The sequence below is a fragment of the Ruegeria atlantica genome (assembly GCF_013033965.1).
Lineage (GTDB): Bacteria > Pseudomonadota > Alphaproteobacteria > Rhodobacterales > Rhodobacteraceae > Ruegeria > Ruegeria atlantica_D.
This window is the reverse complement of the sequence record NZ_WQFE01000002.1, coordinates 111,655-134,415: the sequence shown is the minus strand read 5'-3', so window position 1 is coordinate 134,415 and position 22,761 is coordinate 111,655. Positions and strand designations below refer to the sequence as shown.

Below are 22,761 nucleotides of genomic sequence, written 5' to 3'. Positions count from 1 at the left end.
CCCTTTCTCTTCAAGGCGATGTCCCGAGGCCCGGACCCGTTATGGCATCCGGCCCCGATCTGGTTTGCGCAATAGCACTACACCATCGCGCGTCCCGGCGTATATAAGGGCGAGACCAAAAGCCTGCAAGCGGTCTAAAAGGCAGGTTTTCGGGAATCTGCGGCCTTTTTGGGCAAGGTTTTGGCAAGGATTGAGGAATCTTCAATGGCGCGGCTGCTCTTGCGCGGATTTGATATCAGAAAAGCCTATCTGGACGTTGCGGCACAAACGCAGCTGATTGAGGCTTTGCGCCCGATTCTGAAATCCGCACCCCTGTTTCGGCCCACCACGCCGTCCGGCAAAGAAATGTCCGTGCGCATGACCTCAGCCGGGGCGTTTGGCTGGGTTACCGACAAAGCGGGATACCGATATCAGGCGCAGCATCCGAAGGGGATGGAGTGGCCCGCCATTCCCGCACCCATTCTTGAAATCTGGCGCAATCTTGCCAGCAATGAACACGACCCCGATTGCTGTCTGATCAACTACTACGGCGAGGGCGCACGCATGGGTCTGCATCAAGACAAGGACGAAGCCGATTTTTCATGGCCAGTGCTGTCGGTGTCGCTGGGCGATGATGCCCTTTTTCGCATCGGCAACACGTCGCGCGGCGGCAAGACGGAATCCATCTGGCTGAACTCGGGCGACGTTGTGATCATGGGCGGACCAGCGCGCCTGACCTATCACGGGGTGGACCGCATCCGTTTTGGGTCATCCAAACTTTTGCCCAAAGGCGGACGGATCAACCTGACTTTACGGGTCGCGAACTAGCGACGCGCACCCCAGCTGGCCGAGACGTGCTGACGGGTGTAGAAAATCCCCAGCAATCCGATCATCAGCAAAGCCAGCCCAACCCACAGTGCATATTCCCAACTGGAATTTCGCGGATAGTAGTTCCGAAAGACAAAACCACGGCACTGATCAATCACATGGAACAACGGGTTCCATGCAAAAAAACTCAGCAAGAAGCCGCCCAGCGCATTCCCGACAACCATCTTGCCGGAAAACAACATATTCATGCGCCGGTACATGTTTTTCAAAATTTCAGAAGTGCCAGGGAACCACGGCTTTAGCGCCATAAGGACAACACCCACTGCACATCCCGTAAACCAGGCCAGGATCAGCATGTAGAATGCCCCGCCCGGGTCTTGGATCTCTAGGGGTTCAACCAAAACGCTGTAGGCGAAAAGGATCACAAGGATTGAGACCAATTGTGTGTAAAGCGACCCAAAGGCGGTGGCCAACAATGCCACCATCATGTTCATCGGAGAATGCAACATCATCGGGTTGTTCCCGGTGCCGACACCAGCAACAGTCGCGACAGCTTTGATGTGGGTCAGGAACAGAAAAACGCCTGACAACAAAAACAGGATGAAGTTCCCTCTGATCTTGGCGACCCGGGTACCAAGCATTGACAAGATAAAGTAAAATACGGTCACAAGTGCGAGAATTTGTACGATATTTATAATGATCGCGATCACAGCATTCGCATGTCTCGATCGTATCCCATGCACGACCGCATGATATATAAGCTCGGCAGTTGTGAAGGCACCGCCCAGAAGCGTCTGATTTCGCTTAAAATAAAACACTCAGTGCTCTCTTTCCCGCTGAATTGCCTGCAATCTTTCACGAAATTCTTGCCGTTCCGTAACCGGCGCAGCATAAGGCCCACAAGGATTTCGATCAACAAACTACAGCAACGGAGCATTTTTGTGACCTACGACGCCCTTATTCCCGTAATCAGACGTCTTGCACTAGAAGCCGGGGACACGATTATGCAGATATACGAGGCAGATGATTTCGACGTCAAAGTCAAATCCGACGCCAGCCCCGTTACCGAAGCGGATGAGGCCGCGGATGCTCTGATTTCGGCAGGTTTGCGCGCAGCGTTCCCGGATATTCTGCTGGTGACCGAAGAACAGGCTGCCTCACATTCTGAAAAGGGCGACACGTTTCTGATCGTCGATCCTTTGGACGGCACCAAAGAATTCATCAACCGGCGTGGTGATTTCACTGTGAATATCGCACTGGTCGAAAATGGTGTGCCGACGCGGGGTGTTGTTTATGCCCCGGCAAAGGGTCGTATGTTCTACACACAAGCGGACGGTCTATCGGTCGAGGAAACCGGCGCACTGGAAAAGGATCAAATTGGCGATTTAGAGCCAATTTCGGTTTCTAAACCGGACAATTCCGCACTTTTGATCGTCGCATCGAAGTCACATCGCGATCAGGCCACTGAGGATTACATCAACAAGTATCAGGTGCAGGACAGCAAAAGCGCAGGCTCGTCGTTGAAATTCTGTCTGGTCGCCACCGGCGAGGCCGACCTCTACCCCCGCGTCGGTCGCACCATGGAATGGGACACCGCTGCTGGCCACGCTGTTCTGGCAGGCGCAGGCGGCAAGGTTGTACGCTTCGACGACCACGCGCCGCTGACATATGGTAAGGACGGCTATGCAAACCCGTTCTTTATCGCCTACGCTCCGGGCGTTGACCTGAAGGAGGCCTGATGTCTGTTCTGATAGCCATTCCCGCCCGCTATGCCTCGACCCGTTATCCGGGCAAACCACTGGTTCCGCTGACCGGAGCCAATGGCACCGCGATGACCTTAATCGAGCGGTCCTGGCGCGCGGCCTGTTCGGTGTCGGGTGTCGACAAAGTGGTTGTTGCCACCGATGACGACCGCATCCGCGATGTGGCAGAAGGGTTCGGAGCCGAGGTGGTGATGACCTCGGAAAGCTGCGGCAATGGCACCGAACGTTGCGCTGAGACGCATGCGAACCTTGGCGCTGGCTTTGACATCGTGGTGAACCTGCAAGGCGACGCGCCGCTGACGCCGCATTGGTTTGTCGAAGACCTGATCGCCGGCCTTCGCGCCGCCCCCGAGGCAGGCGTGGCCACACCTGTACTGCGCTGCGATGGCGACGCACTGAACAGCCTGCTGAACGACCGCAAGCACGGGCGCGTTGGTGGCACCACTGCCGTCTTCGCAGCTGATCACAGTGCCATGTATTTTTCGAAAGAGGTCGTCCCGTTCACCGCCGAAACCTACGGTGGAGAGGATGAGACGCCGGTCTTCCACCATGTCGGCGTCTACGCCTATCGCCCCGATGCTCTGGCTGCCTATTCGACCTGGCCGGTGGGACCATTAGAGCAGCTGGAAGGGCTGGAACAGCTACGCTTCATGGAGAACGGTCGCAGAGTTCTGTGCGTTGAGGTCGAGGCCAAGGGGCGCCAGTTCTGGGAGTTGAACAATCCGCAGGATGTGCCGAAGCTCGAAGAAATGATGGCCGCGATGGGGTTGGATTGACCCTTTTTCCCCTGCACTTCTGTCAGGACGACGTCTAACTGGACGCGGCACCACAATTTGGAACGAATTATGAAAAATATTCTTGTCACCGGCGGCGCCGGGTACATTGGATCTCATGCCTGCAAGGCGCTGTCCCGGGCCGGGTACACGCCCGTAACCTTCGACAATCTGGTAACCGGCTGGCAGGACGCGGTGAAATTCGGTCCCTTCGAACAGGGCGACTTGCTGGATCGAGCCCGGCTGGATGAGGTGTTTGCCAAATACGAGCCCGAGGCCGTTATGCACTTTGCCGCCCTCAGCCAAGTAGGTGAGGCGATGTCCGAGCCCGGCAAATATTGGTCCAATAACGTTACCGGATCATTGAACCTGATCGAGGCCGCGGTGGCCGCCGGGTGTCTGAACTTTGTGTTCTCGTCCACCTGCGCCACCTATGGCGAGCATGACAACGTCGTTCTGGACGAAGACACACCGCAACTGCCCTTGAACGCCTATGGTGCCTCAAAACGTGCCATCGAAGATATCCTGCGCGATTTTCAGGCGGCGCACGGGCTGAACCATGTGATCTTTCGGTATTTCAACGTGGCGGGCGCGGACCCCGATGGCGAGGTTGGTGAGTTTCATCGCCCCGAAACCCACCTTGTGCCCCTGATGCTGGACGCAATCGACGGCAAGCGCGACGGGCTGACTGTTTTCGGGACGGATTACGATACTCCGGACGGCACCTGCATTCGCGACTACGTGCACGTCTGCGATCTGGTCGATGCCCATGTCTTGGGGCTGAACTGGCTGGAGCAAGGCAAAGGCAGCCGCATCTTCAACCTTGGCACCGGATCGGGTTTTTCGGTGATGGAGGTGATCAGCCATTCCAAAGCCGTTACCAACCGCGACGTGCCTTTCGCGATCGGGCCACGCCGGGCGGGGGATTGCACCAAGCTGGTATCGGGTTCTGTTCGTGCAGGTAACGAGCTTGGCTGGTCCCCGGAAAGATCCACGTTAGAGACGATGATTGCCGATGCGTGGCGATGGCACCAAAACGGTAACTACGAAAAATGAGCCCGTGGTGACTGGTACAGAGGAAGATACACTTCCGCCCATTTCATGGGTGCAAAGATACCGGTTGCGGCTGAAACGACAGCGGCTGTTGTGGCGATCCTTTCGCAGCCGCCATCAATTGTCCGGATTGATCGACCGTACTGGGAACATCAAACCCGGCGACATTCTGGCCTTCACCACGCTGCGAAATGAAATCACCCGCCTGCCCTGGTTCCTGCGCCACTATCGGGCATTGGGGGTCGATCACTTTCTGATCGTCGACAACAGCAGCAATGACGGCACGGTGCCGTATCTCAGGGAACAACCGGACGTGTCGCTGTGGCGGACCCCGGACAGCTACCGCGCGTCACGCTATGGGCTGGATTGGCTGACCTGGTTGCAAATGCGCTATGGCCACAACCACTGGACCCTGATGGTCGATGCGGATGAGCTGTTGATCTACCCTGATCATGACACCCGGCCCCTGCGCGACCTGACGGACTGGTTGGATGATCGGGAGCGTGCCGCGTTTGGCGCGCTGATGCTGGATCTTTATCCCGAAGGCCCGCTGGCGGAACAAAGTTACGACCCTCAGACCGATCCGACGGAACTGGTGGGTTGGTTTGACGCCGGTCCTTACCGGGCACAACGGCAAAGCCCGATGGGCAACCTGTGGGTGCAGGGCGGCGCGCGCGAACGCATGTTCTTTGCCGATACCCCTCGCCGATCCCCCACACTGAACAAAATCCCGCTGGTCCGATGGTCGCGGCGCTTTGCCTATGTGAATTCGTGCCATTCCGCGTTGCCACGCCATCTGAATAGCACTTACGCAGGCCCCGGCGACACTGCCCCTTCCGGCGTATTGTTGCACACAAAATTCCTGCCGGAAGTTGTGGAAAAATCAAAGATTGAGAAAGCGCGCCGGCAACATTTTCACGATCCCGAACAGTTTGCAGGCTACTATGACGGCATCATGGATCGCCCCGTTTTGTGGACGCCGGATTCCAAACTATATACCAGTTGGAGATTTTTGCAGACACTAGGTCTGATGGGAACGATCGACTGGGAAGGTCACAACTCGAACTAACGGTTTTTAAAGTCGTTGCTTCGAAAGATGAAAGAATGGCATAAAACGGCAATTGCCCGGCACCACTCTGGCTTGTCCAGGCACCGGGCACGCTCGCGTAAATAACAAAGGTTGGGCAGTCGCGTGGGCCTATTGGATTCATACCGAATGAGATTGCGGCGCAAGCGCCGTATATTACGTTGCCTTCGAAAGCGGCGCGACCTTGTTCCCGTTTCCGTAAATACAAATTCAATACGACGGAAAGACATCCTGCTGATCAGCGTGATACGGAATGAGAAAATCCGCCTGCCGTATTTTCTGGACTACTACCGGCAACTGGGTATCAACCATTTTCTGTTCGTTGATAACGCCAGCGACGACGGGTCGCTTGAGTATCTGGCAGGCCAACCCGATGTGTCGGTCTGGCGTGCCGATGCAAGCTATAGGCGTGCGTCATTTGGGGTGGACTGGACAAACTACCTGCTGCGAAAGTTTGCACACCGGCACTGGGTTCTGACAGTCGATCCGGACGAATTCTTCATTTACCCGTTTTGCGACACACGCCCAATCCGGGCCCTGACCGACTGGTTGGACGGTTGCGCCGTGCGCAGCTTCAGCGCGATGCTAATCGACATGTATCCTGAAGGACCGGTGGAAGACGCAGTCTATTCCGAAGGACAAAACCCGTTCGACATCGCCAATTGGTTTGATGCGGGGAATTACACGATCACGAAAAACCCGACTTACGGAAATCTCTGGATCCAAGGCGGTCCCCGCGCGCGCGTTTTCTTCAGGGACGAACCCAAAAAAGCACCTGCGCTGAACAAGATCCCATTGGTGAAATGGGACAAACGCTATGTCTATGTCAGCTCGACCCATGCGCTGCTGCCACGCGGGCTGAACCAGGTCTATGATGAATGGGGGGGCGAAAAGGCAAGTGGTGCGCTATTGCACGCCAAACTCATCAGCACGCTGGGCGAAAAAGCCCAGGAAGAGATGGAGCGCGGACAGCACTACCGCAGCTCGGGCGAATATCGCGCCTATGCGAAACACCTGGCGGACATGCCAGAGTTTTGGTGCGACAAATCGGAATCCTATATCAACTGGCGGCAGCTTGAGATTCTGGGCCTCATGTCGAAAGGAAACTGGGCATGAGCAACCTGGGCATCGTTATGTTGGTCCACACCGCACTGAACCGGGCCGGGCAAGTGGCGCGTCACTGGACGGCGTCAGGGTGTCCTGTGGTGATCCACGTGGACCGGAAAGTTCCCGATAAGGTCTATGCAGAGTTCGTAGCCGCCTGTTCCGATGATCCGCTGATCCGTTTTTCTGAACGCCATGTCTGCAACTGGGGTGGTTGGGGCATAGTTGCCGCCTCGCAATCTGCTGCCGCCTTGATGCTTGAGGTGTTTCCCGATGTGCGCCATGTCTTCCTGACGTCTGGGGCCTGCCTTCCCTTGCGACCGGTGGATGAACTGGTCACATATCTCTCTGACCGCCCGCGCGTTGATTTTATCGAAAGCGCCACAACCTCCGATGTCAGCTGGACTATCGGCGGCCTGGATCAAGAGCGTTTTACCCTGAGATTTCCGTTCTCGTGGCGCAAAAACCGCAAGCTGTTTGATGCCTACGTGAAACTGCAACGCGCATTGCGCATTCGTCGCCATATACCCGAAGGGCTTGTGCCGCATATGGGTAGCCAGTGGTGGTGCCTGACCCGACAAACGCTGTCTGCCATATTGCAGGATCCGAAGCGCGCGACCTATGATCGGTATTTCCGGCGCGTCTGGATTCCTGACGAGAGTTACTTCCAGACGCTGACGCGCCTGTATTCCACTCATATCGAAAGCCGCTCTCTGACCCTGTCCAAGTTCGACTACCAGGGTCGTCCGCATATTTTCTACGACGATCACCTGCAGCTCCTGCGCAGGTCGGATTGCTTCGTAGCCCGCAAAATCTGGCCCAACGCGAACCGCCTGTATCAGGCCTTTCTGACCGACCAGGCCGGTGCCATGAAACCCGCTGAACCCAACCCGAGCAAGATTGACCGGGTGTTTTCCAAAGCGGTCGAACGGCGCACACGCGGGCGCGACGGGTTGTATATGCAAAGTCGTTTTCCAAGGCACGGCAACGAAAACGGCCTGACGTCATTTCCGTATTCGGTCTTTCAGGGTTTTACCGAAGTGTTCGAAGATTTCGAGCCCTGGTTGGCCAATATCACTGGCGCGCGCGTGCATGGACATCTGTTTGGCCCGCAACGGGCTGAATTCGCCGGCGGAGAGACCATAGTCAACGGCGGCCTCAGCGATTGCGCAAAGCTGCGAGACTACAACCCAACGGCATTCGTTTCGAACCTGATCTGGAACACGCGAGGCGAGAAACAGTGTTTTCAGTTCGGCCCCGCTGACACGCAAGAAATCAACTGGTTCCTGGCCCGGGACAAGAACGCGCAGATATCTGTCATTACCGGCGCATGGGCGATCCCGCTGTTTCGATCCAATTTGAACTTTGCCGATATCCGGGCCGAGGCCGCCCGACTGCAGCAGATCGAAACCAAGCAGCTGGAAATCCTGTCTTCTGTCTGGACCAAAGCGCGCTTGCGCACCTGGACTTTGGCAGAGTTCGTAGAATCCCCGGTCGAGCCTTTGCAGGCCGTGGTCGAGGATGCCGGAACCGTGCAGACCAGCCACCTGACCGAAGCGCCGAAAATGGTGGATCTGACCGGATTCGGCCAGTTTCTGCAAAACCTCAAGAATCAGGGCATGCATCCTTATCTTATGGGCGATTTCCCACCGGATGACAGTTTCACCAATCGGATACGGCCGTACCGAAAACCCTATCTGGTGCAGTAAAGCCCTATGACTCCCAACTTTGACTATTTTATCATTCTTGCAGCCATGCGAACTGGTTCCAATCTGCTTGAGGCGAACCTGAACGCCATCGAAGGTATCACCAGCCATGGCGAAGCATTCAATCCCCATTTCATTGGGCGGCTGAAATCCGACACTCTGCTGGGCATCTCGGTGGAAGAGCGGGATCGGGACCCATCCACACTGCTGGAGGCGATCCGCAAGGCGCCCGGAGAGATGAACGGCTTTCGCTTTTTTCAGGGACATGATCCCCGCGTGTTAGAGCCTGCTTTGGATGACCCGCGCTGCGCCAAGATCATTCTGACCCGAAACGCGTTGGACAGCTACATCTCGTTGAACATCGCGCGGGAAACCAAGCAGTGGCAGCTGAAAAACATCAAGCGCCGTCGCGAAGCACAGGTCACGTTCGATGCCGAAGCGTTCGTAAAATATCTGAACCGGCAGCATGAATTTCACCTCATGCTGTCACAGCGTTTGCAGCAAAGCGGGCAGACCGCGTTTTACATTACATATGACGACCTCAGTCAGGTGCACCTTCTGAATGGCCTTGCCAAATGGTTAGGTGTGTCTGGCAGGCTGTCGGCAATCGATGACACGCTCAAACCGCAAAATCCGGAACCTGCGCTGGCAAAGGTGACAAACCCGGATGAGATGGAGCAGGCGTTGTCGCAGATCGACAGCTTCAACTTGCACAGCACACCGAATTTTGAACCGCGTCGTCGCCCTCTGGTGGCCAATTATGTTGCCACGCCAAAGACGCCGCTGATGTACATGCCGATACGCGGAGGAATGGAAGCCCCGGTCGCAAGGTGGATGGCCGCGCTGGATCATGTCGATGTCGATCAGCTATTGACCAATCAGAACAGAAAGCAGACCCGTCGGTGGTTTCAATCCAATCCCGGGCATCGCAAGTTCACCGTGCTCCAGCATCCATTGGCCCGCGCCCATGGTGCTTTTAGCCGGCATATCCTCAACACAGGTTCCGGTGCGTATCCGAAAATCCGGCACGTCCTGCGCAACCGGCTCAAGGTTCCGATCCCTGGGCAGCTGCGCGAAGGCAACTACCCGGTTGAGCAGCATTACGAAGCGTTTTCAGCGTTCCTGACCTTCCTGCGACAGAACCTTTCGCTGCAAACAGCAATACGCGTGGATGCGGCATGGTGCAGTCAATCGCAGGCTCTTGAGGGGATGGCGGCATTTGCTTTGCCAGACCTAATCATTCGCGAAGAGGAAATCTCTGACGCCCTGCCCGATCTGGCGCGAAGGATGGGGCACAAGACACCACCCTTACCTGAACTCAGCGAAGCGGATACTCCGTACTCGCTGGCTGAGGTTTATGACGAAAAGTTGGAAACGCTGGCAGCCCAAGCGTACCAGCGCGACTATATGCAATTCGGGTTTGGGGCTTGGAAACCGGTTAAGGGCGCAGAGTGATCAGCGTCCCGCGGTTTACCATTGCATAGATCTCTTCCATCTCGTCGTTCTTGACGGCGATGCAGCCCGCGGTCCAATCCGGCGTCTTTTTGGCGCGCTTGCGCTCTTTTCGACGGTTCGGTTGTCCGTGGATAAAGATATCTCCTCCGGGATCGACGCCCATGGCCTTTGCTTTCGCAATATCTTCAGAGTTCGGATACGAGATCCCCAGCGACAGATGATAGCGGCTGTTGGGATTGCGGCGATCAATCAGATAGCTGCCTTCCGGCGTGCGTCCGTCGCCCTTCTTGGCTTTGGTACCGTTGGGTGCAAACCCAAGATCGACCTTATATTCTTTCAGGATCTTATCATTGTGCAGAAGATATAGTTTTCGCGCGCCCTTGTTGATGACCAAAGAGGTCACTTCGGGCCCATCATAAGTCAGAAATCTGGGGCTTGCCGAAGCACACGCTGAAAGACTCAGCGTTGCCATCGCGCCCAATCCAAATGCTCGACGATCCATGTTCACTGCCTGCTGCTTTTTTTGTGTATTATGCCAGAAAACGTGAAAACTGAAATCACTTTTTGATGTATTGCTGTTCTGTCAGGCGTCGTTCGATGCTCTCAAGCCGCTCCAGCACTTCATCGCGATAGGCATCGGTTCTGACTTCGTCCTCTGCATGGTGCGCATCCTGCATCGAATTCACGATCAGACCAACCAGCAGGTTCACCACCGCAAAGGTGGTCACCATGATGAACGGCACAAAGAACAACCAGGCGTAGGGATAAACCTCCATCACCGGGCGCACGATCCCCATGGACCAGCTTTCCAGCGTCATGATCTGGAACAGCGTATAGGCGGACAGGCCCAGATCACCGAACCAATCCGGGAACGATTGCGAGAACAACTTGGTCGATATCACCGCACCGATATAGAACAGGATTGCCATCAGAAGGAAAACACTGGCCATGCCCGGCAAGGCCGAGATGAACCCTTCGACCACGCGGCGCAGGCGCGGGGCGACTGAAATCACACGCAATACCCGCAGGATTCGCAAGGCCCGCAGCACCGACAGGCCGGACCCGCCGGGAACCAACGCGATGCCGACAATCACGAAATCAAAGACGTTCCAGCCGTTGGTGAAAAACCGGCGTCCGGTTGCCAGCAGCTTTATCGTAATTTCGACAACAAAAATGGTCAGACAAAGACTGTCCAACGCCACGATCACCGGACCCATTGCGTCCATCAGAGCGGGCGATGTCTCCATCCCCAGCAGCACCGCGTTAAAGATAATGACACCGGTAATGAATTTCCCGAATGCTGGGGCTTCGATTAGGGTCAGCAGGCGTTGGGTGATCGCCATTCGGGTGGTCTCCTGTAGTTCTTAGGGGTTCAGAGTGAACCGCGCGGCAAGTTCGGTGTGTGACGACCATCGAAATTGGTCAACGACCTGTACCCATTCAAGGGTGTAGCCCGCATTGACAAGCATTTTCGCATCGCGGGCGAAGGTCACCGGGTTGCAGGACACATACGCAATCACCGGGCGCAGGGCTTGCGACAGCTCAGTCACCTGCGCTTCGGCTCCGGCGCGTGGGGGGTCGATCACCACCGCGTCAAAAGATTTCAGCTCATCGGGCATCAATGGCCGACGAAACAGGTCGCGCGCCTCGGTCGTGACCCGCTTGAGGCCCGGCGCCCGGCGCCAGCCCTGATCCAACGCTTTAGTCATCGCAGCCTCGCCCTCAACGGCGTGAACCTCGGCCATTTCGGCCAACGGCAACGAAAATGTGCCGCTGCCGGCAAACAAATCGACAATGCGCTTTGATTTACCCACAGCCTCCGAAACAGCCTGTAACAGAGCCTGTTCACCGTCTTTCGTAGCCTGCAAGAACGCTCCGGGTGGTGGCACGACTTCCGCCTGATCAAAGCGCTGGACTGGCGACTGGCGCATCGCAATCACTTCACCATCCCAGCTGAGGCGCGCAAGACCATGCTTCTCGGTCGCTTGTGCCAAGGACAATTCGAGCGGGCCGTCCAGCGGTTTGCCACCTTTGACGGCCACATCTAACCCGGCTTCAGACAAGGTCAGCGTCACAGCCAGGACAGCTTTGCGGCTGCCGCCCAGAACCGCCAACGCTTCGGCGACTGGAATGGCGGCGATCAGGGCCGGGTCCAGCAGATGGCAATCCGGGATTTCGGTGATCGTGTCAGACGCGCGACCGTGGAACCCCGCCAGCGTGCCTTTCTTGGTCCGTCGAACCGCGATTGTAGCCCGGCGGCGGGATCGTTCTGGAGAGGTGTGGATTGGCCGCATCGTGGCCTCTAAACCTTGGGCGGCCAGCGCTGTGCGCACCACATCAACTTTCCAGTCTGCGACGAATCCATCTGCCGCGTGCTGCAATTGGCATCCGCCGCAGGATTTGTAATGACGACACGGTGCCTTGACCCGCTGGTCCGAGGGTGTCTCGACGCGGATATCTGTCAAGAATTGATCCAGCAGCGTGCCGCTGACCACCTCACCCGGCAAGGTGCGCGGAGCGTATACTGGGCCGTCAGCGATACCATCGCCCTGATGGCCAAGGCGGGTAATGGTGTAGGTCTGCGTCATGAGACGCCTGATACCGGGGCTTGGGCCGCAACAAAACCCTTATTCGGCAGCTTCGGCCTGAATGAACCCACCCGACTGGCGATGCCAGAACCGCGCATACAGCCCGCCCTGATCCAACAACGCATCATGCGTGCCGGTTTCCACAACACGTCCCTGATCCAGGACTATGATCCGGTCCATCTCGCTGAGCGTTGACAACCGATGCGCAATCGCCAGCACCGTCTTGCCCTGCATAACCCGATGCAACGCCGTTTGGATCGAGGCTTCGACCTCGGAATCCAGCGCCGAGGTCGCCTCGTCCAGCACCAAAATAGGCGCGTCCTTGAGAATGGCACGGGCTAACGCGATCCGTTGCCGCTGCCCACCGCTCAGCTTCACACCGCGCTCACCCAGATGCGCATCATAGCCGGTGCGGCCATGCGCGTCTTGAAGACTGAGGATGAACTCATGCGCTTCGGCCTTTTCGGCAGCCTCGATCATTTCATCCTCTGAGGCGTCCGGACGACCATACAGGATGTTCTCACGCGCAGACCGATTGAACATCGCGGTTTCTTGCGTGACCATACCGATCTGACGGCGCAGGCTGTCTTGCGTCACTTGCGACACGTCCTGACCATCAATCAGGATGGCGCCCTTTTCACCGTCGTAAAGGCGCAACAGCAACGAAACCAGGGTCGATTTCCCCGCCCCCGAAGCGCCGACAATACCCAGCTTTTCGCCAGGATGGACGATCATATTCACATCCGATACGCCGCCGATATCACGCCCATAGGCGAAACTGACGTGATCAAAAGAGATCTGACCCTCGGGCACGGACAAATCCGTCGCACCTGCTTGATCCTCGACCCGTTCACGCTTGGCCAGCGTGTTCATGCCGTTCTCAATCTCACCCACATTTGCGTAAAGACCCATGAGCGTGAAGCTGACCCAGCCGGTCATCTGAGCAATACGGATGGATACGGCACCAGCGGCCACGATATCCCCCGCGGTTGCGGTTCCAGCCTGCCACAGCCACAGGGTCGCGCCAATCAGCAAAACAGGCAGAACACCGGCCAGCAACATCAGGATAAAGCGGAAGCTGGCCGACAAACTGCCAAAGGCCAGCATCTTGTCCCGCAGATCAACCATTGAGTTTCTTGCCGCCGAATCCTCGAACTCGGAATGGGCAAAGAGTTTGACAGTCTTGATATTGGTGATTGTGTCAACGACCTGCCCGGACACCATTGCCCGTGCGCCAGCCCGCGCAGCAGACCGCTTGCGGATACGAGGCAGATACCAGCGGATCAGCAGGAAGTAGACAGCAAGCCACGCCGCAAATGGCAACATAACCAGCGGATGAATAGACCCTAACAAAAGCAAAGAACCTACCAACGAGGCCAAAGCAAACACGATCGCACTGATCGTCTCGGACACGACCGACGCCATCGCGTTGGACGTTTGCATCTGCTTCTGCGCGATCCGTCCGGCGAAGTCGTCATCGAAATAGGTGACCGACTGACCCAGCGTCCAACGGTTCAGCTTGGCCAGAACCAGAGGCGTAATGTTGGGCATCACAACATAGGCATTGGAATAGGCCGAAAGACCAAACAAAATCGGGCGCAGGACCATGAAAAAGGCCACGGCCCCCAACATCATCCACACGTTGTCAGCGGTCAGAAAGCTATCTGGCCCGCTTGACGTGGCCACGTCGATCACCAGACCCAACACCCAGGCTGTTCCGGCCTCCATCGCACCCGCCATGGCCGAGAAGAAAGCCGCGACGAAAATCATCAGCCATGCGCCGGACAGGCACCAGCGAATGAACGCCCCCAGCGTTTGAGGCGGGGGCGTTTCGATGTTCTTGAACGGGTTTATAAGGTCCGTAACCTTCATTCGGCAGCCTCCGGATTCAGGAAGCCGCCAGATTGCCGTGCCCAGAACTGGGCGTAAAGCCCGCCTTGAGCCAGCAATTCCGAATGCCCGCCCTGTTCGACGATCCGGCCACCATCCATAACCAGAATACGGTCCATCTGCGCAATGGTACTCAGCCGGTGGGCGATGGCGATCACGGTTTTTCCTTGCATCATGCCGTAGAGAGTTTCCTGAATTGAGGCTTCGACCTCGGAATCTAGGGCAGATGTCGCCTCATCCAACAGCAGGATCGGGGCGTCCTTCAGGATCACCCGCGCCAGCGTGACCCGCTGCCGCTGACCACCGGACAGTTTCACACCGCGTTCACCCACATGGGCGTCATAGCCGGTACGCCCTTCGGGGTCCTGCAGGTCAAGGATGAACTCATGGGCCTCAGCCTGTTTGGCGGCGGCGATCATCTGTTCTTCGGTGGCGTCGGGACGACCATACAGTATGTTGTCCCGCACCGAGCGATGCAGCAGAGCGCTGTCCTGTTGAACCATACCTATATGGCTGCGCAGACTGTCCTGGGTGACGCTGGCGATGTTCTGATCGTCGATCAGGATCGCACCCTGTTCAACGTCGTAAAACCGCAAAAGCAGCTTAACTAGGGTCGATTTACCCGCCCCAGACCGCCCGATCAATCCGATCTTTTCGCCCGGATGAATGGTCAGGTTGACGTGATCCAGACCACCGGTTTTACGCCCGTAGTGGTGAGACAAATCCTGGATATCGATCTGGCCCTTGCTCAACTGTAATGGCTTGGCATCCGGCGTATCCAGCAGATCAATTGGCTGGGCAATGGTCTCCATGCCTTCGGCCACGACACCAAGCTGGCGAAAGAAACTGGTCAACGCCCACATGATCCAACCGGTCATCGCGTTCAGCCGCAGGGTTAGTGCGGTTGCCGCCGCAACAACACCGACAGAGGCACTGCCTTGCATCCACAAGGCAATCGCCCAGCCAACCACGCCGACGATCAACAGGCCATTCAGCGTGACCAGAACTGCATCCATGATGGTGAAGATCCGCATCTCGACCTGAAAGGTGCGACGCGTCTCTTCGATAGCTTCGCGGGCGTAATCCAGTTCCTGCGCACCGTGGGCGAACATCTTGACCGAGTGGATGTTGGTATAGCTGTCCACCACCCGACCCGTCACAGCCGAACGCGCATCCGACGCAGCCTGGGACGCGGGACCAACCCTTCTTACCGTCCAGCGCACCAGAACGGCGTAAAGTGCAAACCAGGCCAGCAGCGGCAACAACAGCCGCGGATCCGCTGCCATCAACAGAACTGCAGCCCCAATCAGATAAGCAATTGAGAATGAAATTGCGTCAAATACCTGAAACACGGCCTCACCCGCGGCAGGTGGCGTTTGCATGATCCTGTTGGCAATTCGACCGGCAAAGTCATTCTCGAACCACCCGACGGATTGGCGCAGAACGTGTTTGTGCGCACGCCAGCGGATCAGGGTGCCAAAGTTCGGCAGGATCGTGTTGTTCAGCAGCAGCACGTCCACAACATGCAGCAAAGGGCGCAGAAACAGCACGAACAATGCCAGCAGGATCAGTTCGGTTCCGTGGGCCTGCCACACTTCTGCCGGAGGACCCGACAACAGGTCAACCACGCGACCCATGTAGTAGATCAGGCCAACTTCAACTGCCGCAACAACGACAGAAATCAAACCGGCCCAGAAGAACACCCGCATGAAGGGTTGCGAGTAGTCCAGCATGAACGGCCACAACCGCGTCGGCGGTGTGTCGGTTTCCTTGTAGGCAACAAAAGGGTCAACGAGGTTTTCGAAATAGCGAAACATAGAGAGTGCTCCGATTGAGCAGAAAATTAGTCATGCGAAGTATGATGGCGCCAGAACACCACCCCTACGGGTCAACGTGTTCCAGCTTTAGCTGTCCCAGATCCCGTAATACATTCGCATCCCTCCATTCATGTGACATGGGCAAGTAAGCATAAACTCTTTTACTTGTCATCCCCCTTTGAGACTTCCTTTATCCGCCCAGCAGGTCTTCGCGGCTCAGCGTAAAGCCCGACGCGATCCATTGCGCCTCAAGCTCGGCCAGCTTCTTGCCCAGCGCAGGACCGGAAAAAGTTGGGATCAGATCGGAAGCCTTGATTGGGAACGTCGCGGCCGCACCGGCGTGCAGGTCCTGTTTGATGTCCTCTGACCAGGGCTGCTCCATGAAGGCGCACCGCAAAAGTGCTTCGTGCAATCCATCAGTTTCGCCATATCTAAACCCCAATTCGGCAAAACTGGCCGGGCTGGATGCCTCATCCCGCATCCGGGTCAGGCGCTGCAATTGCGCGCGGCTGAGGCGCAGGGTTTTTGCGACTTCCGGCGGCGCAATTGCCGCCAGTCGCCGCACCGGTTCCGGGTCAGCGCCTGCCTGCTGTTCCAAAGTGATCAACGGCGCCAATGATCGGTCGTCAGCACCCGGCAATAGATGTACCAAAACTCCGGCACTGCGCATCGCGGCAACAGACGGCGCGGGGTCCGGTGCGCCCAACAGCTTCAAAAGCTCGGCCCCGACACGTTCGCGGGACAAGCCGGCCAGACCGTCCAGGGTGGACGCAATAGCAGCCAGAGCGTCTGGATCAAACCCTGCCTCGGCATCCCCATACCACGCGTGAAACCGGAAATAACGCAGCGAGCGCAGGTAATCTTCGCGAATGCGGTTTGCAGCGGTTCCTATGAACCGCACGCGACGGGCCTGTAGGTCAGGCAAACCGTTCAGAGGGTCCAGAACCGCCCCGTCAGGCCGCGCATAAATTGCGTTCATCGTGAAATCGCGACGCGCAGCATCCTCTTCGACCTTGTCAGAAAAGGCGACGACAGCGCGACGGCCATCCGTTTCCACATCGCGGCGGAACGTAGTGATCTCGTGCGGGATTCCCTGACTGACCACGGTGATTGTGCCATGATCTATGCCAGTTGGAATTGCTTTGAGCCCTGCGTCTTGTGCCAGCTCGACGACTTTGTCAGGTCGCGCATCTGTGGCGATGTCGATATCGGATACCGGGGCACCCAACAGAGCGTTGCGCACGCATCCGCCCACAAACAAGGCTTGCTGCCCGGCATCGGTCAGGGCGGCGCACACCCGTTGCGTTGCTGGTTCCGACACCCAGTCTTCTGTGATTTGCATCATCCGTTGATCCGTGCTGCCAATCCCCGCAGAATTCGGGCGGTTGCGCCCCAAATGTAATAGGGACCGAAGGGTACCGTGAAGTAGTACCGCCTTTGTCCCCGCCAGCGGCGCGATTCAACAATATAATTCGCAGGGTTGAGCACATGTGCAAGTGGAACCGAAAACACCTCGGCTACTTCACCCGGCTCCGGCACAGGTTGGAAAGGTTTCCGCAAGATCGCCACAACAGGTGTGACGGTGAAAGACGTCACTGTTTCATGTGTCGGCAAGTGGCCAAGAATTTCCGGCAGGTCAGACGGCAGGCCGATTTCTTCATGCGCCTCGCGCAATGCGGTGGTGGTGACATCGGCGTCGCCTTCATCCTGCTTGCCACCGGGAAAGGCGATCTGACCGGGGTGATGTTTAAGCGCCGAAGATCGCTTGGTCAGGATCAGGCGCGGCATACCGTCTGCTACTGAAATGGGAACCAAAACGCCGGCAGGGCGCAATTTACGGCCCTCGGGCAGCACGAAATCGGGGTTCAGGTCGAAATCGCTGGACCCCTGGCCGGGGCGGCGCAGGGCCGCCCGCAGCTGATCTGTTGGATCAGGCGTTGTCAGCATCAAATCCGACCGTGGAAGGATCCAGCACATAGTGTGCACCGCAGAACTGACAATCAGCCGTCACCTCACCCTCGGGCGTGGTCATCTTTTCGATGTCCTTGGCCGAATAGATCGACAGGCTCTGGCGCACCCGGTCTTCTGAACAGGTACAGCCGAATTGCACCGACTGCGCATCGTAAACGCGCGGCTGTTCCTCGTGAAACAGTCGGACCAACAGGTCCGTGGGTGCAATCGAAGGCCCAATCAGTTCCAGATCTTCGACCGTATCCAGCAGTACGTTGACGCGGCCCCAGTTTTCACCTTCTTCGCCATCGACAAGGTCATCTGCCGTCAGGATGTTCCCGTCGCCCTCGCCCGAAGCCACGAAGGGCGAAGCCTTGGGCATGTGCTGCAACATGACACCACCGGCGCGCCAGTGTTCGCCAACGCCCGGCTCGGTCGATTTGCCAAAGCTCAGCGAAAACCGGGTCGGTAACTGTTCCGACTGGGCGAAATACGCCTCGGCACAAGCGCTAAGCGATCCACCGTCCAAGGGGGTGATACCTTGATAAGGTTGGGTTCCCTCACCCTGATCAATCATGATGGCAAAATACCCCTCGCCCACCTGGTCAAACGGCGCACCATCAGTCAGGCGATCACGGTCAAAGCTGGCATATGCGCGGATGCGCGCTGGTTCACCCTCGGACTTGGGGGCGTAGTAATCGGTCGCAATCATCCGCACGGCACCCTTGGACTGAACCTGCAGGGACAGCTTCCAGCGCAGCGCAACGGTCTGGCCGATCAGAGCAGTCAAAAGGGCCATTTCGGCCACCAGTGCCTCGACCTTTTCGGGGTAGTCATGCTGTTTCAGGATGCCGTCAAGCACACCATCCAGACGGGCCACGCGGCCACGGATATCCGATACATCGAGTTGAAAGGGCAGGACGGTGTCGTCCCACGCGATTTTTGTTCCAAGAGACATGGGGTTTCCTTACACGCCACAGGTTGGCATACCGCCAGCATATAGGTCGAACTATTTGGGTTGTAAGGGGCCATACATGATCAGACGGTTTGGTGAAACCCCTCAGTCTGGGCGGACATACACGCGCCGGGTGGGTGTCTATGCGTTACTGCCGCGTGGCAGAAGCCTGTTGCTGACCTGTCAGACAGAACCCGGGCCCGACCTACAATTGCCTGGCGGCGGGATCGATCCGGGCGAATCGCCCATCACTGCCCTGCACCGCGAAGTTTTCGAGGAAACCGGCTGGTCGATCGCGTCGCCCCGCCGTGTCGGCGCCTTTCGTCGCTTCACCTATATGCCCGAATACGATCTGTGGGCCGAAAAGCTCTGCCATATCTATCGCGCGCGCCCGATCCGGCGCTTGGGGCCGCCATCTGAACCGTTCCATGAAGCCATTTGGATGGACACAGCCGATGCGGCCCAGATGTTGGGAAATGGTGGCGATCGCCACTTTGCCGCGCTGCATGAACAGCAGCTTCAGTGACCATTATATTCAAAGAAGACGGCCGACACGTCATCATCCATACCACCGCCAGGTGCCATGGCCTCTGTCAGACGCCAGAACATATCGTCCAGAAACTCGGTTCCATTGCGACCCGGACCGCAATCCAGCGCCATCTGTCGCAAGCCGTCCTCTTCCAGCAGGCCACCATCGGCAAGACTGCATTCCGTGAATCCGTCGGAGTACAGCAATAGCCGGTCGCCGGGTTTCATGTAGAACTCGGTCCGCTGAAAGGTAACGTCCGGCAGCAGTCCGATGGGTAACCCGCCCTCGCCGAGAAACTCGGTTCTGCCGTCTTGGCATAGCAATAGCGGATGTGGGTGTCCGGCCTGCACCATTTTCACATGCCCGTTGCGCAGATCCACGATGGCATAGACCATCGTGAAATACTCTTCGATACCCTTGTCTGCCATCAGCCGCGAATTCAGGGTTTCAGCGACCTCCTCCGGCGGCAGCAGGGCGAAAAATTTGTCGAACCGCCGCGCCATCGCAACGTTCTGATCGAAATGTTTGCTGGAGAGATAGCCCCCCAAACGAGCCGTCATCATGGCCGATGTGATGCCATGCCCGGAGACGTCAATACTGTAAAACCCCAGCCTGTTCACACCCGGAGAGAACATCCCCACCAAATCGCCCCCAATATGACCGCAGGGTTTCAACAGCATGCTGACCCGCGACTTGCCAAACTCGCGTGTCAGTTCGGGCACCAGCGATTCCTGTATCTTTCGGGCCTGAATCAGGTCTTTATCGATCGCATCATGGGCCACGCGCAGTTCTTCAAGCGCGGATTCGATCATCTGGTTTTTCTTGGACAACTCGCGCTGCATACCAAGAATGCGCGCACCTGCCGAAATGCGCGCCCGCAGTTCATCCGCCTCAAGCGGTTTGATCAGAAAATCATCCGCACCGGCATCCAGACCGCGGGCAACCTCTTGCTTTTCGCTTTTAGACGTCAGCAGGATGAAATAGCTGTATTGCTTGCTGTCCAGGGCACGGAACGCCTTGCAGAAGTCCAACCCGCTCATCCCCGGCATCACCCAATCGCTGAGCACAAGATCCGGCGGGTCCGCCGTGCACATTTCGATGGCCACATCGCCGCTGTCAGCCTCAAGCACCTCAAAGCCCCACTTCTTGAGCGAGGCAACCAGAATACGCCGCTGCAGGCGGCTGTCATCGACAACAAGCACCTTTTGGATCACACCAAATTCCAGATCTGATCCAGTGTCTGCCTGACTGACCTCTGTCACCTTAACCCTCTACCCAGCGACGCCTGTTGGAATAGGGTGACCCTAAAGCGCGTCTATTTAATAATGGGTGAAAGTCGTAGTTCATTCCATTTAACCTGCCCTTTACCTGTTCTGCATTACCAATATCCCCGGCAGATAAAGCGAGGGTGGCATGATCAACTGGTCCAGGGTCCGGCAGTTAAGGGACGAGGTTGGCGCCAGCGAGTTTGATGAGGTGGTGCACATCTTTCTTGATGAGGTGAACGAGGCGCTCACCCGACTTCGCAACGACACTGCCCGTTCAGAGTTTGAACAAAACCTGCATTTTGTAAAAGGTAGCGCGCTCAGCCTCGGGTTCGAGACCTTGGCCAAGCTGTGTCAGGACGGGGAACGACAGTCCGCAAAAGGAGACAGCCAGGCAGTCGACTTGGCAAACATCCTCGGCGTATTCGAGCGTTCGACCACCGATTTCAAGTCCGGGCTCGACGGTCTTTAACCGCAGCCAGCGCCAAGAGATTGACCCGGCGACTTTCTGATTGTCTCACCGTCAGCCGTGGTCTCATTGTCGAACGGAGTTCACTCCTGTTCGCCAAGATGTATTTCCCGCCAATCCCCGAAATGGACACGAAAGTTGAACAGTCAGGACAGCAATTGAAACTATCGTGAAAATGCCTGCGCCCTCCGGCCCCAAAAGAAAACCGACGCCGAACCAGACAAGGTTGAGCTTGGGAGAATTCGAACGCGCAATAGTTGGCGTTCGCATTCTGTGCCTTTAGATGACGAACTGCGCCAGCGTTTCGTCTTCGGTAATGTCGGTATAGGTGAAGCCCGCGTCATCCAGATGTGCGAACAGGCGCACAAAGTTCTCGGGCTTTCGCGTCTCGATCCCAATCAGGACCGACCCGAAATTGCGTGCTGATTTTTTCAGATATTCAAACCGGGCGATATCGTCCTCGGGTCCAAGAATGTTCAGAAATTCCTTAAGCGCACCGGGGCGTTGTGGCAGGCGAAGGATAAAGTACTTCTTGACGCCCGAATAGCGTTGCGCTCGCTCTTTGACTTCGGGCAAGCGTTCGAAATCGAAATTGCCACCGGAGGTGACGCATACTACGGTCTTGCCGCGAATGAAGCTTTGCACATCGCCCACGGCCTCGACCGCCAAGGCACCCGCCGGCTCCAGAACAATGCCTTCGACGTTCAACATCTCGATCATGGTCGCGCAAATGCGGTCTTCGGACAGAACCAGCAAGTCGGACAAATGGCGGGACTTCAAAAGCTCAAACGGCTTTTCCCCGATCCGACCCACGGCCGCGCCATCCACGAATGTATCCACATGATCCAGCGCCACAGGATGACCCGCCGCTAAAGCGGCACGCAAACAGGCCCCACCAGCCGGTTCCACGAACAAACAATGAGTACGATCCCCGAACCACGTGGCCACGCCGGACGACATGCCGCCGCCGCCAACCGGCAGAACCACATGATCGGGAACACCGCCCAATTGCGCCTCAATCTCAACCGCAAGTGACGCCTGCCCTTCGATCACATCCTCATCGTCGAAAGGCGACAGGAAGTACCCGCCCTGTTGGGCGCACCAGGCCTGTGCAGCGGATAGCGTGTCATCAAAATAGTCGCCGGTCAGGTGAATCTCGATATTGTCGCCGCCAAAGATGCGGGTCTTCTGGATTTTCTGCTGTGGCGTCGTAACCGGCATGAAAATCACGCCCTTCACGCCCAGATGTTTGCACATATAGGCCACGCCCTGCGCGTGGTTGCCCGCACTGGCGCAGACAAACAACTCTTGCCCCTGCTGCTTGCGCATGGCGTTGAACGCACCGCGGATTTTGTACGATCGCACCGGGCTGAGGTCCTCGCGCTTGAGCCAGATATCGGCCCCATAGCGATCAGACAAATGAGCATTCCGCTGCAGCGGTGTTGCCGGGAATACAGAACGCATCGCCTGTTCGGCAGCGCGGGCGCTGGTCATGAAATCGGTCATGGCCGTTTCACTGCCGCATCAAAGCGAGAAGGGCAAGGAATACA

21 protein-coding genes are annotated in these 22,761 nt (G+C 57.1%); 10 read left to right on the top strand and 11 right to left on the bottom strand.

Features of this window, described 5'->3' with window-relative positions:
* Window positions 1-204 precede the first annotated feature (204 nt).
* On the top strand, window positions 205-807 hold the full coding sequence (locus tag GOW16_RS04535; protein ID WP_170410950.1) for an alpha-ketoglutarate-dependent dioxygenase AlkB family protein: 603 nt from the start codon (window positions 205-207) through the stop codon (window positions 805-807).
* Here GOW16_RS04535 and GOW16_RS04530 read toward each other — a convergent pair.
* Window positions 804-1,625, bottom strand: coding sequence for an ABC transporter permease (locus GOW16_RS04530; RefSeq protein WP_170410947.1), 822 nt, complete (start codon window positions 1,623-1,625; stop codon window positions 804-806). The two genes, GOW16_RS04535 and GOW16_RS04530, sit on opposite strands and share 4 nt — an antisense overlap.
* Before the next feature lie 123 nt (window positions 1,626-1,748).
* Here GOW16_RS04530 and cysQ point away from each other — a divergent pair, with 123 nt between their 5' ends.
* The 7 genes from cysQ to GOW16_RS04495 all read left to right on the top strand — a co-directional run bounded on the left by cysQ (window position 1,749) and on the right by GOW16_RS04495 (window position 9,748).
* Window positions 1,749-2,546, top strand: a complete 798-nt coding sequence (cysQ, locus tag GOW16_RS04525; RefSeq protein WP_170410944.1) for a 3'(2'),5'-bisphosphate nucleotidase CysQ — start codon at window positions 1,749-1,751, stop codon at window positions 2,544-2,546.
* Complete coding sequence (locus GOW16_RS04520; protein WP_170410941.1) at window positions 2,546-3,346, top strand: 3-deoxy-manno-octulosonate cytidylyltransferase; 801 nt, start codon at window positions 2,546-2,548, stop codon at window positions 3,344-3,346. Before cysQ ends, GOW16_RS04520 begins: the two co-directional genes overlap by 1 nt.
* A 69-nt stretch (window positions 3,347-3,415) precedes the next feature.
* A complete protein-coding gene (gene galE, locus GOW16_RS04515) occupies window positions 3,416-4,399 on the top strand; it encodes a UDP-glucose 4-epimerase GalE (protein WP_170410938.1) in 984 nt (327 codons plus the stop codon).
* A gap of 7 nt (window positions 4,400-4,406) precedes the next feature.
* Entirely contained in the window at window positions 4,407-5,465 is a 1,059-nt protein-coding gene (locus GOW16_RS04510) for a glycosyltransferase family 2 protein (RefSeq protein WP_368039870.1), read from the top strand.
* A gap of 147 nt (window positions 5,466-5,612) precedes the next feature.
* The gene (locus GOW16_RS04505; protein WP_170410932.1) at window positions 5,613-6,599 is read left to right on the top strand and encodes a glycosyltransferase family 2 protein; all 987 of its coding nucleotides are present in this window, start codon (window positions 5,613-5,615) and stop codon (window positions 6,597-6,599) included.
* Entirely contained in the window at window positions 6,596-8,296 is a 1,701-nt protein-coding gene (locus tag GOW16_RS04500; protein WP_170410929.1) for a DUF5927 domain-containing protein, read from the top strand. The genes GOW16_RS04505 and GOW16_RS04500 overlap by 4 nt, the downstream gene beginning before the upstream one ends.
* A 6-nt stretch (window positions 8,297-8,302) precedes the next feature.
* Window positions 8,303-9,748, top strand: coding sequence for a nodulation protein NodH (locus GOW16_RS04495; RefSeq protein ID WP_170410926.1), 1,446 nt, complete (start codon window positions 8,303-8,305; stop codon window positions 9,746-9,748).
* Here the strand turns inward: GOW16_RS04495 and GOW16_RS04490 are convergent.
* The 8 genes from GOW16_RS04490 to GOW16_RS04455 all read right to left on the bottom strand — a co-directional run bounded on the left by GOW16_RS04490 (window position 9,732) and on the right by GOW16_RS04455 (window position 18,951).
* Complete coding sequence (locus tag GOW16_RS04490; protein WP_170410923.1) at window positions 9,732-10,250, bottom strand: L,D-transpeptidase family protein; 519 nt, start codon at window positions 10,248-10,250, stop codon at window positions 9,732-9,734. The two genes, GOW16_RS04495 and GOW16_RS04490, sit on opposite strands and share 17 nt — an antisense overlap.
* 55 nt (window positions 10,251-10,305) lie before the next feature.
* The gene (locus tag GOW16_RS04485) at window positions 10,306-11,091 is read right to left on the bottom strand and encodes an ion transporter (RefSeq protein ID WP_170410920.1); all 786 of its coding nucleotides are present in this window, start codon (window positions 11,089-11,091) and stop codon (window positions 10,306-10,308) included.
* Window positions 11,092-11,112: 21 nt separating this feature from the next.
* Window positions 11,113-12,336: a class I SAM-dependent RNA methyltransferase gene (locus GOW16_RS04480; RefSeq protein ID WP_170410917.1), complete on the bottom strand. Its 1,224-nt coding sequence runs from the start codon at window positions 12,334-12,336 to the stop codon at window positions 11,113-11,115.
* A gap of 39 nt (window positions 12,337-12,375) precedes the next feature.
* On the bottom strand, window positions 12,376-14,208 hold the full coding sequence (locus tag GOW16_RS04475; RefSeq protein WP_170410914.1) for an ABC transporter ATP-binding protein: 1,833 nt from the start codon (window positions 14,206-14,208) through the stop codon (window positions 12,376-12,378).
* Complete coding sequence (locus GOW16_RS04470) at window positions 14,205-16,043, bottom strand: ABC transporter ATP-binding protein (protein ID WP_170410911.1); 1,839 nt, start codon at window positions 16,041-16,043, stop codon at window positions 14,205-14,207. Before GOW16_RS04470 ends, GOW16_RS04475 begins: the two co-directional genes overlap by 4 nt.
* A gap of 190 nt (window positions 16,044-16,233) precedes the next feature.
* The gene (locus tag GOW16_RS04465; protein WP_170410908.1) at window positions 16,234-17,388 is read right to left on the bottom strand and encodes a CCA tRNA nucleotidyltransferase; all 1,155 of its coding nucleotides are present in this window, start codon (window positions 17,386-17,388) and stop codon (window positions 16,234-16,236) included.
* Window positions 17,385-17,990, bottom strand: coding sequence for a CoA pyrophosphatase (locus GOW16_RS04460; protein ID WP_170410905.1), 606 nt, complete (start codon window positions 17,988-17,990; stop codon window positions 17,385-17,387). Before GOW16_RS04460 ends, GOW16_RS04465 begins: the two co-directional genes overlap by 4 nt.
* Complete coding sequence (locus GOW16_RS04455; RefSeq protein ID WP_170410901.1) at window positions 17,974-18,951, bottom strand: Hsp33 family molecular chaperone HslO; 978 nt, start codon at window positions 18,949-18,951, stop codon at window positions 17,974-17,976. The genes GOW16_RS04460 and GOW16_RS04455 overlap by 17 nt, the downstream gene beginning before the upstream one ends.
* A gap of 76 nt (window positions 18,952-19,027) precedes the next feature.
* On the opposite strand from GOW16_RS04455, the gene GOW16_RS04450 reads away from it, so the two are divergent.
* Window positions 19,028-19,474, top strand: a complete 447-nt coding sequence (locus tag GOW16_RS04450) for an NUDIX hydrolase (RefSeq protein WP_170410898.1) — start codon at window positions 19,028-19,030, stop codon at window positions 19,472-19,474.
* Here GOW16_RS04450 and GOW16_RS04445 read toward each other — a convergent pair.
* Window positions 19,468-20,739 (bottom strand): PP2C family protein-serine/threonine phosphatase, encoded by a 1,272-nt coding sequence (locus tag GOW16_RS04445; RefSeq protein ID WP_170410895.1) that lies wholly within the window; start codon window positions 20,737-20,739, stop codon window positions 19,468-19,470. The two genes, GOW16_RS04450 and GOW16_RS04445, sit on opposite strands and share 7 nt — an antisense overlap.
* Before the next feature lie 151 nt (window positions 20,740-20,890).
* Between GOW16_RS04445 and GOW16_RS04440 the strand changes: the two genes are divergently transcribed.
* Window positions 20,891-21,214 (top strand): Hpt domain-containing protein, encoded by a 324-nt coding sequence (locus tag GOW16_RS04440; protein ID WP_170410892.1) that lies wholly within the window; start codon window positions 20,891-20,893, stop codon window positions 21,212-21,214.
* A 276-nt stretch (window positions 21,215-21,490) separates the two neighbouring features.
* Here GOW16_RS04440 and ilvA read toward each other — a convergent pair whose 3' ends face one another.
* Window positions 21,491-22,717, bottom strand: a complete 1,227-nt coding sequence (ilvA, locus tag GOW16_RS04435; RefSeq protein ID WP_170410888.1) for a threonine ammonia-lyase IlvA — start codon at window positions 22,715-22,717, stop codon at window positions 21,491-21,493.
* Between the last annotated feature and the right edge of the window lie 44 nt (window positions 22,718-22,761).

Bases quoted from the DNA above. Each gene is read 5' to 3' on its own strand.
- GOW16_RS04490 (WP_170410923.1), bottom strand. From the start codon at position 10,250: ATGGATCGTCGAGCATTTGGATTGGGCGCGATGGCAACGCTGAGTCTT.
- GOW16_RS04475 (WP_170410914.1), bottom strand. From the start codon at position 14,208: ATGAAGGTTACGGACCTTATAAACCCGTTCAAGAACATCGAAACGCCC.
- GOW16_RS04465 (WP_170410908.1), bottom strand. From the start codon at position 17,388: ATGATGCAAATCACAGAAGACTGGGTGTCGGAACCAGCAACGCAACGG.
- GOW16_RS04520 (WP_170410941.1), top strand. From the start codon at position 2,546: ATGTCTGTTCTGATAGCCATTCCCGCCCGCTATGCCTCGACCCGTTAT.
- GOW16_RS04500 (WP_170410929.1), top strand. From the start codon at position 6,596: ATGAGCAACCTGGGCATCGTTATGTTGGTCCACACCGCACTGAACCGG.
- GOW16_RS04455 (WP_170410901.1), bottom strand. From the start codon at position 18,951: ATGTCTCTTGGAACAAAAATCGCGTGGGACGACACCGTCCTGCCCTTT.
- GOW16_RS04480 (WP_170410917.1), bottom strand. From the start codon at position 12,336: ATGACGCAGACCTACACCATTACCCGCCTTGGCCATCAGGGCGATGGT.
- ilvA (WP_170410888.1), bottom strand. From the start codon at position 22,717: ATGACCGATTTCATGACCAGCGCCCGCGCTGCCGAACAGGCGATGCGT.
- galE (WP_170410938.1), top strand. From the start codon at position 3,416: ATGAAAAATATTCTTGTCACCGGCGGCGCCGGGTACATTGGATCTCAT.
- GOW16_RS04460 (WP_170410905.1), bottom strand. From the start codon at position 17,990: ATGCTGACAACGCCTGATCCAACAGATCAGCTGCGGGCGGCCCTGCGC.
- GOW16_RS04450 (WP_170410898.1), top strand. From the start codon at position 19,028: ATGATCAGACGGTTTGGTGAAACCCCTCAGTCTGGGCGGACATACACG.
- GOW16_RS04440 (WP_170410892.1), top strand. From the start codon at position 20,891: ATGATCAACTGGTCCAGGGTCCGGCAGTTAAGGGACGAGGTTGGCGCC.
- GOW16_RS04470 (WP_170410911.1), bottom strand. From the start codon at position 16,043: ATGTTTCGCTATTTCGAAAACCTCGTTGACCCTTTTGTTGCCTACAAG.
- GOW16_RS04495 (WP_170410926.1), top strand. From the start codon at position 8,303: ATGACTCCCAACTTTGACTATTTTATCATTCTTGCAGCCATGCGAACT.
- GOW16_RS04505 (WP_170410932.1), top strand. From the start codon at position 5,613: ATGAGATTGCGGCGCAAGCGCCGTATATTACGTTGCCTTCGAAAGCGG.
- GOW16_RS04535 (WP_170410950.1), top strand. From the start codon at position 205: ATGGCGCGGCTGCTCTTGCGCGGATTTGATATCAGAAAAGCCTATCTG.
- GOW16_RS04485 (WP_170410920.1), bottom strand. From the start codon at position 11,091: ATGGCGATCACCCAACGCCTGCTGACCCTAATCGAAGCCCCAGCATTC.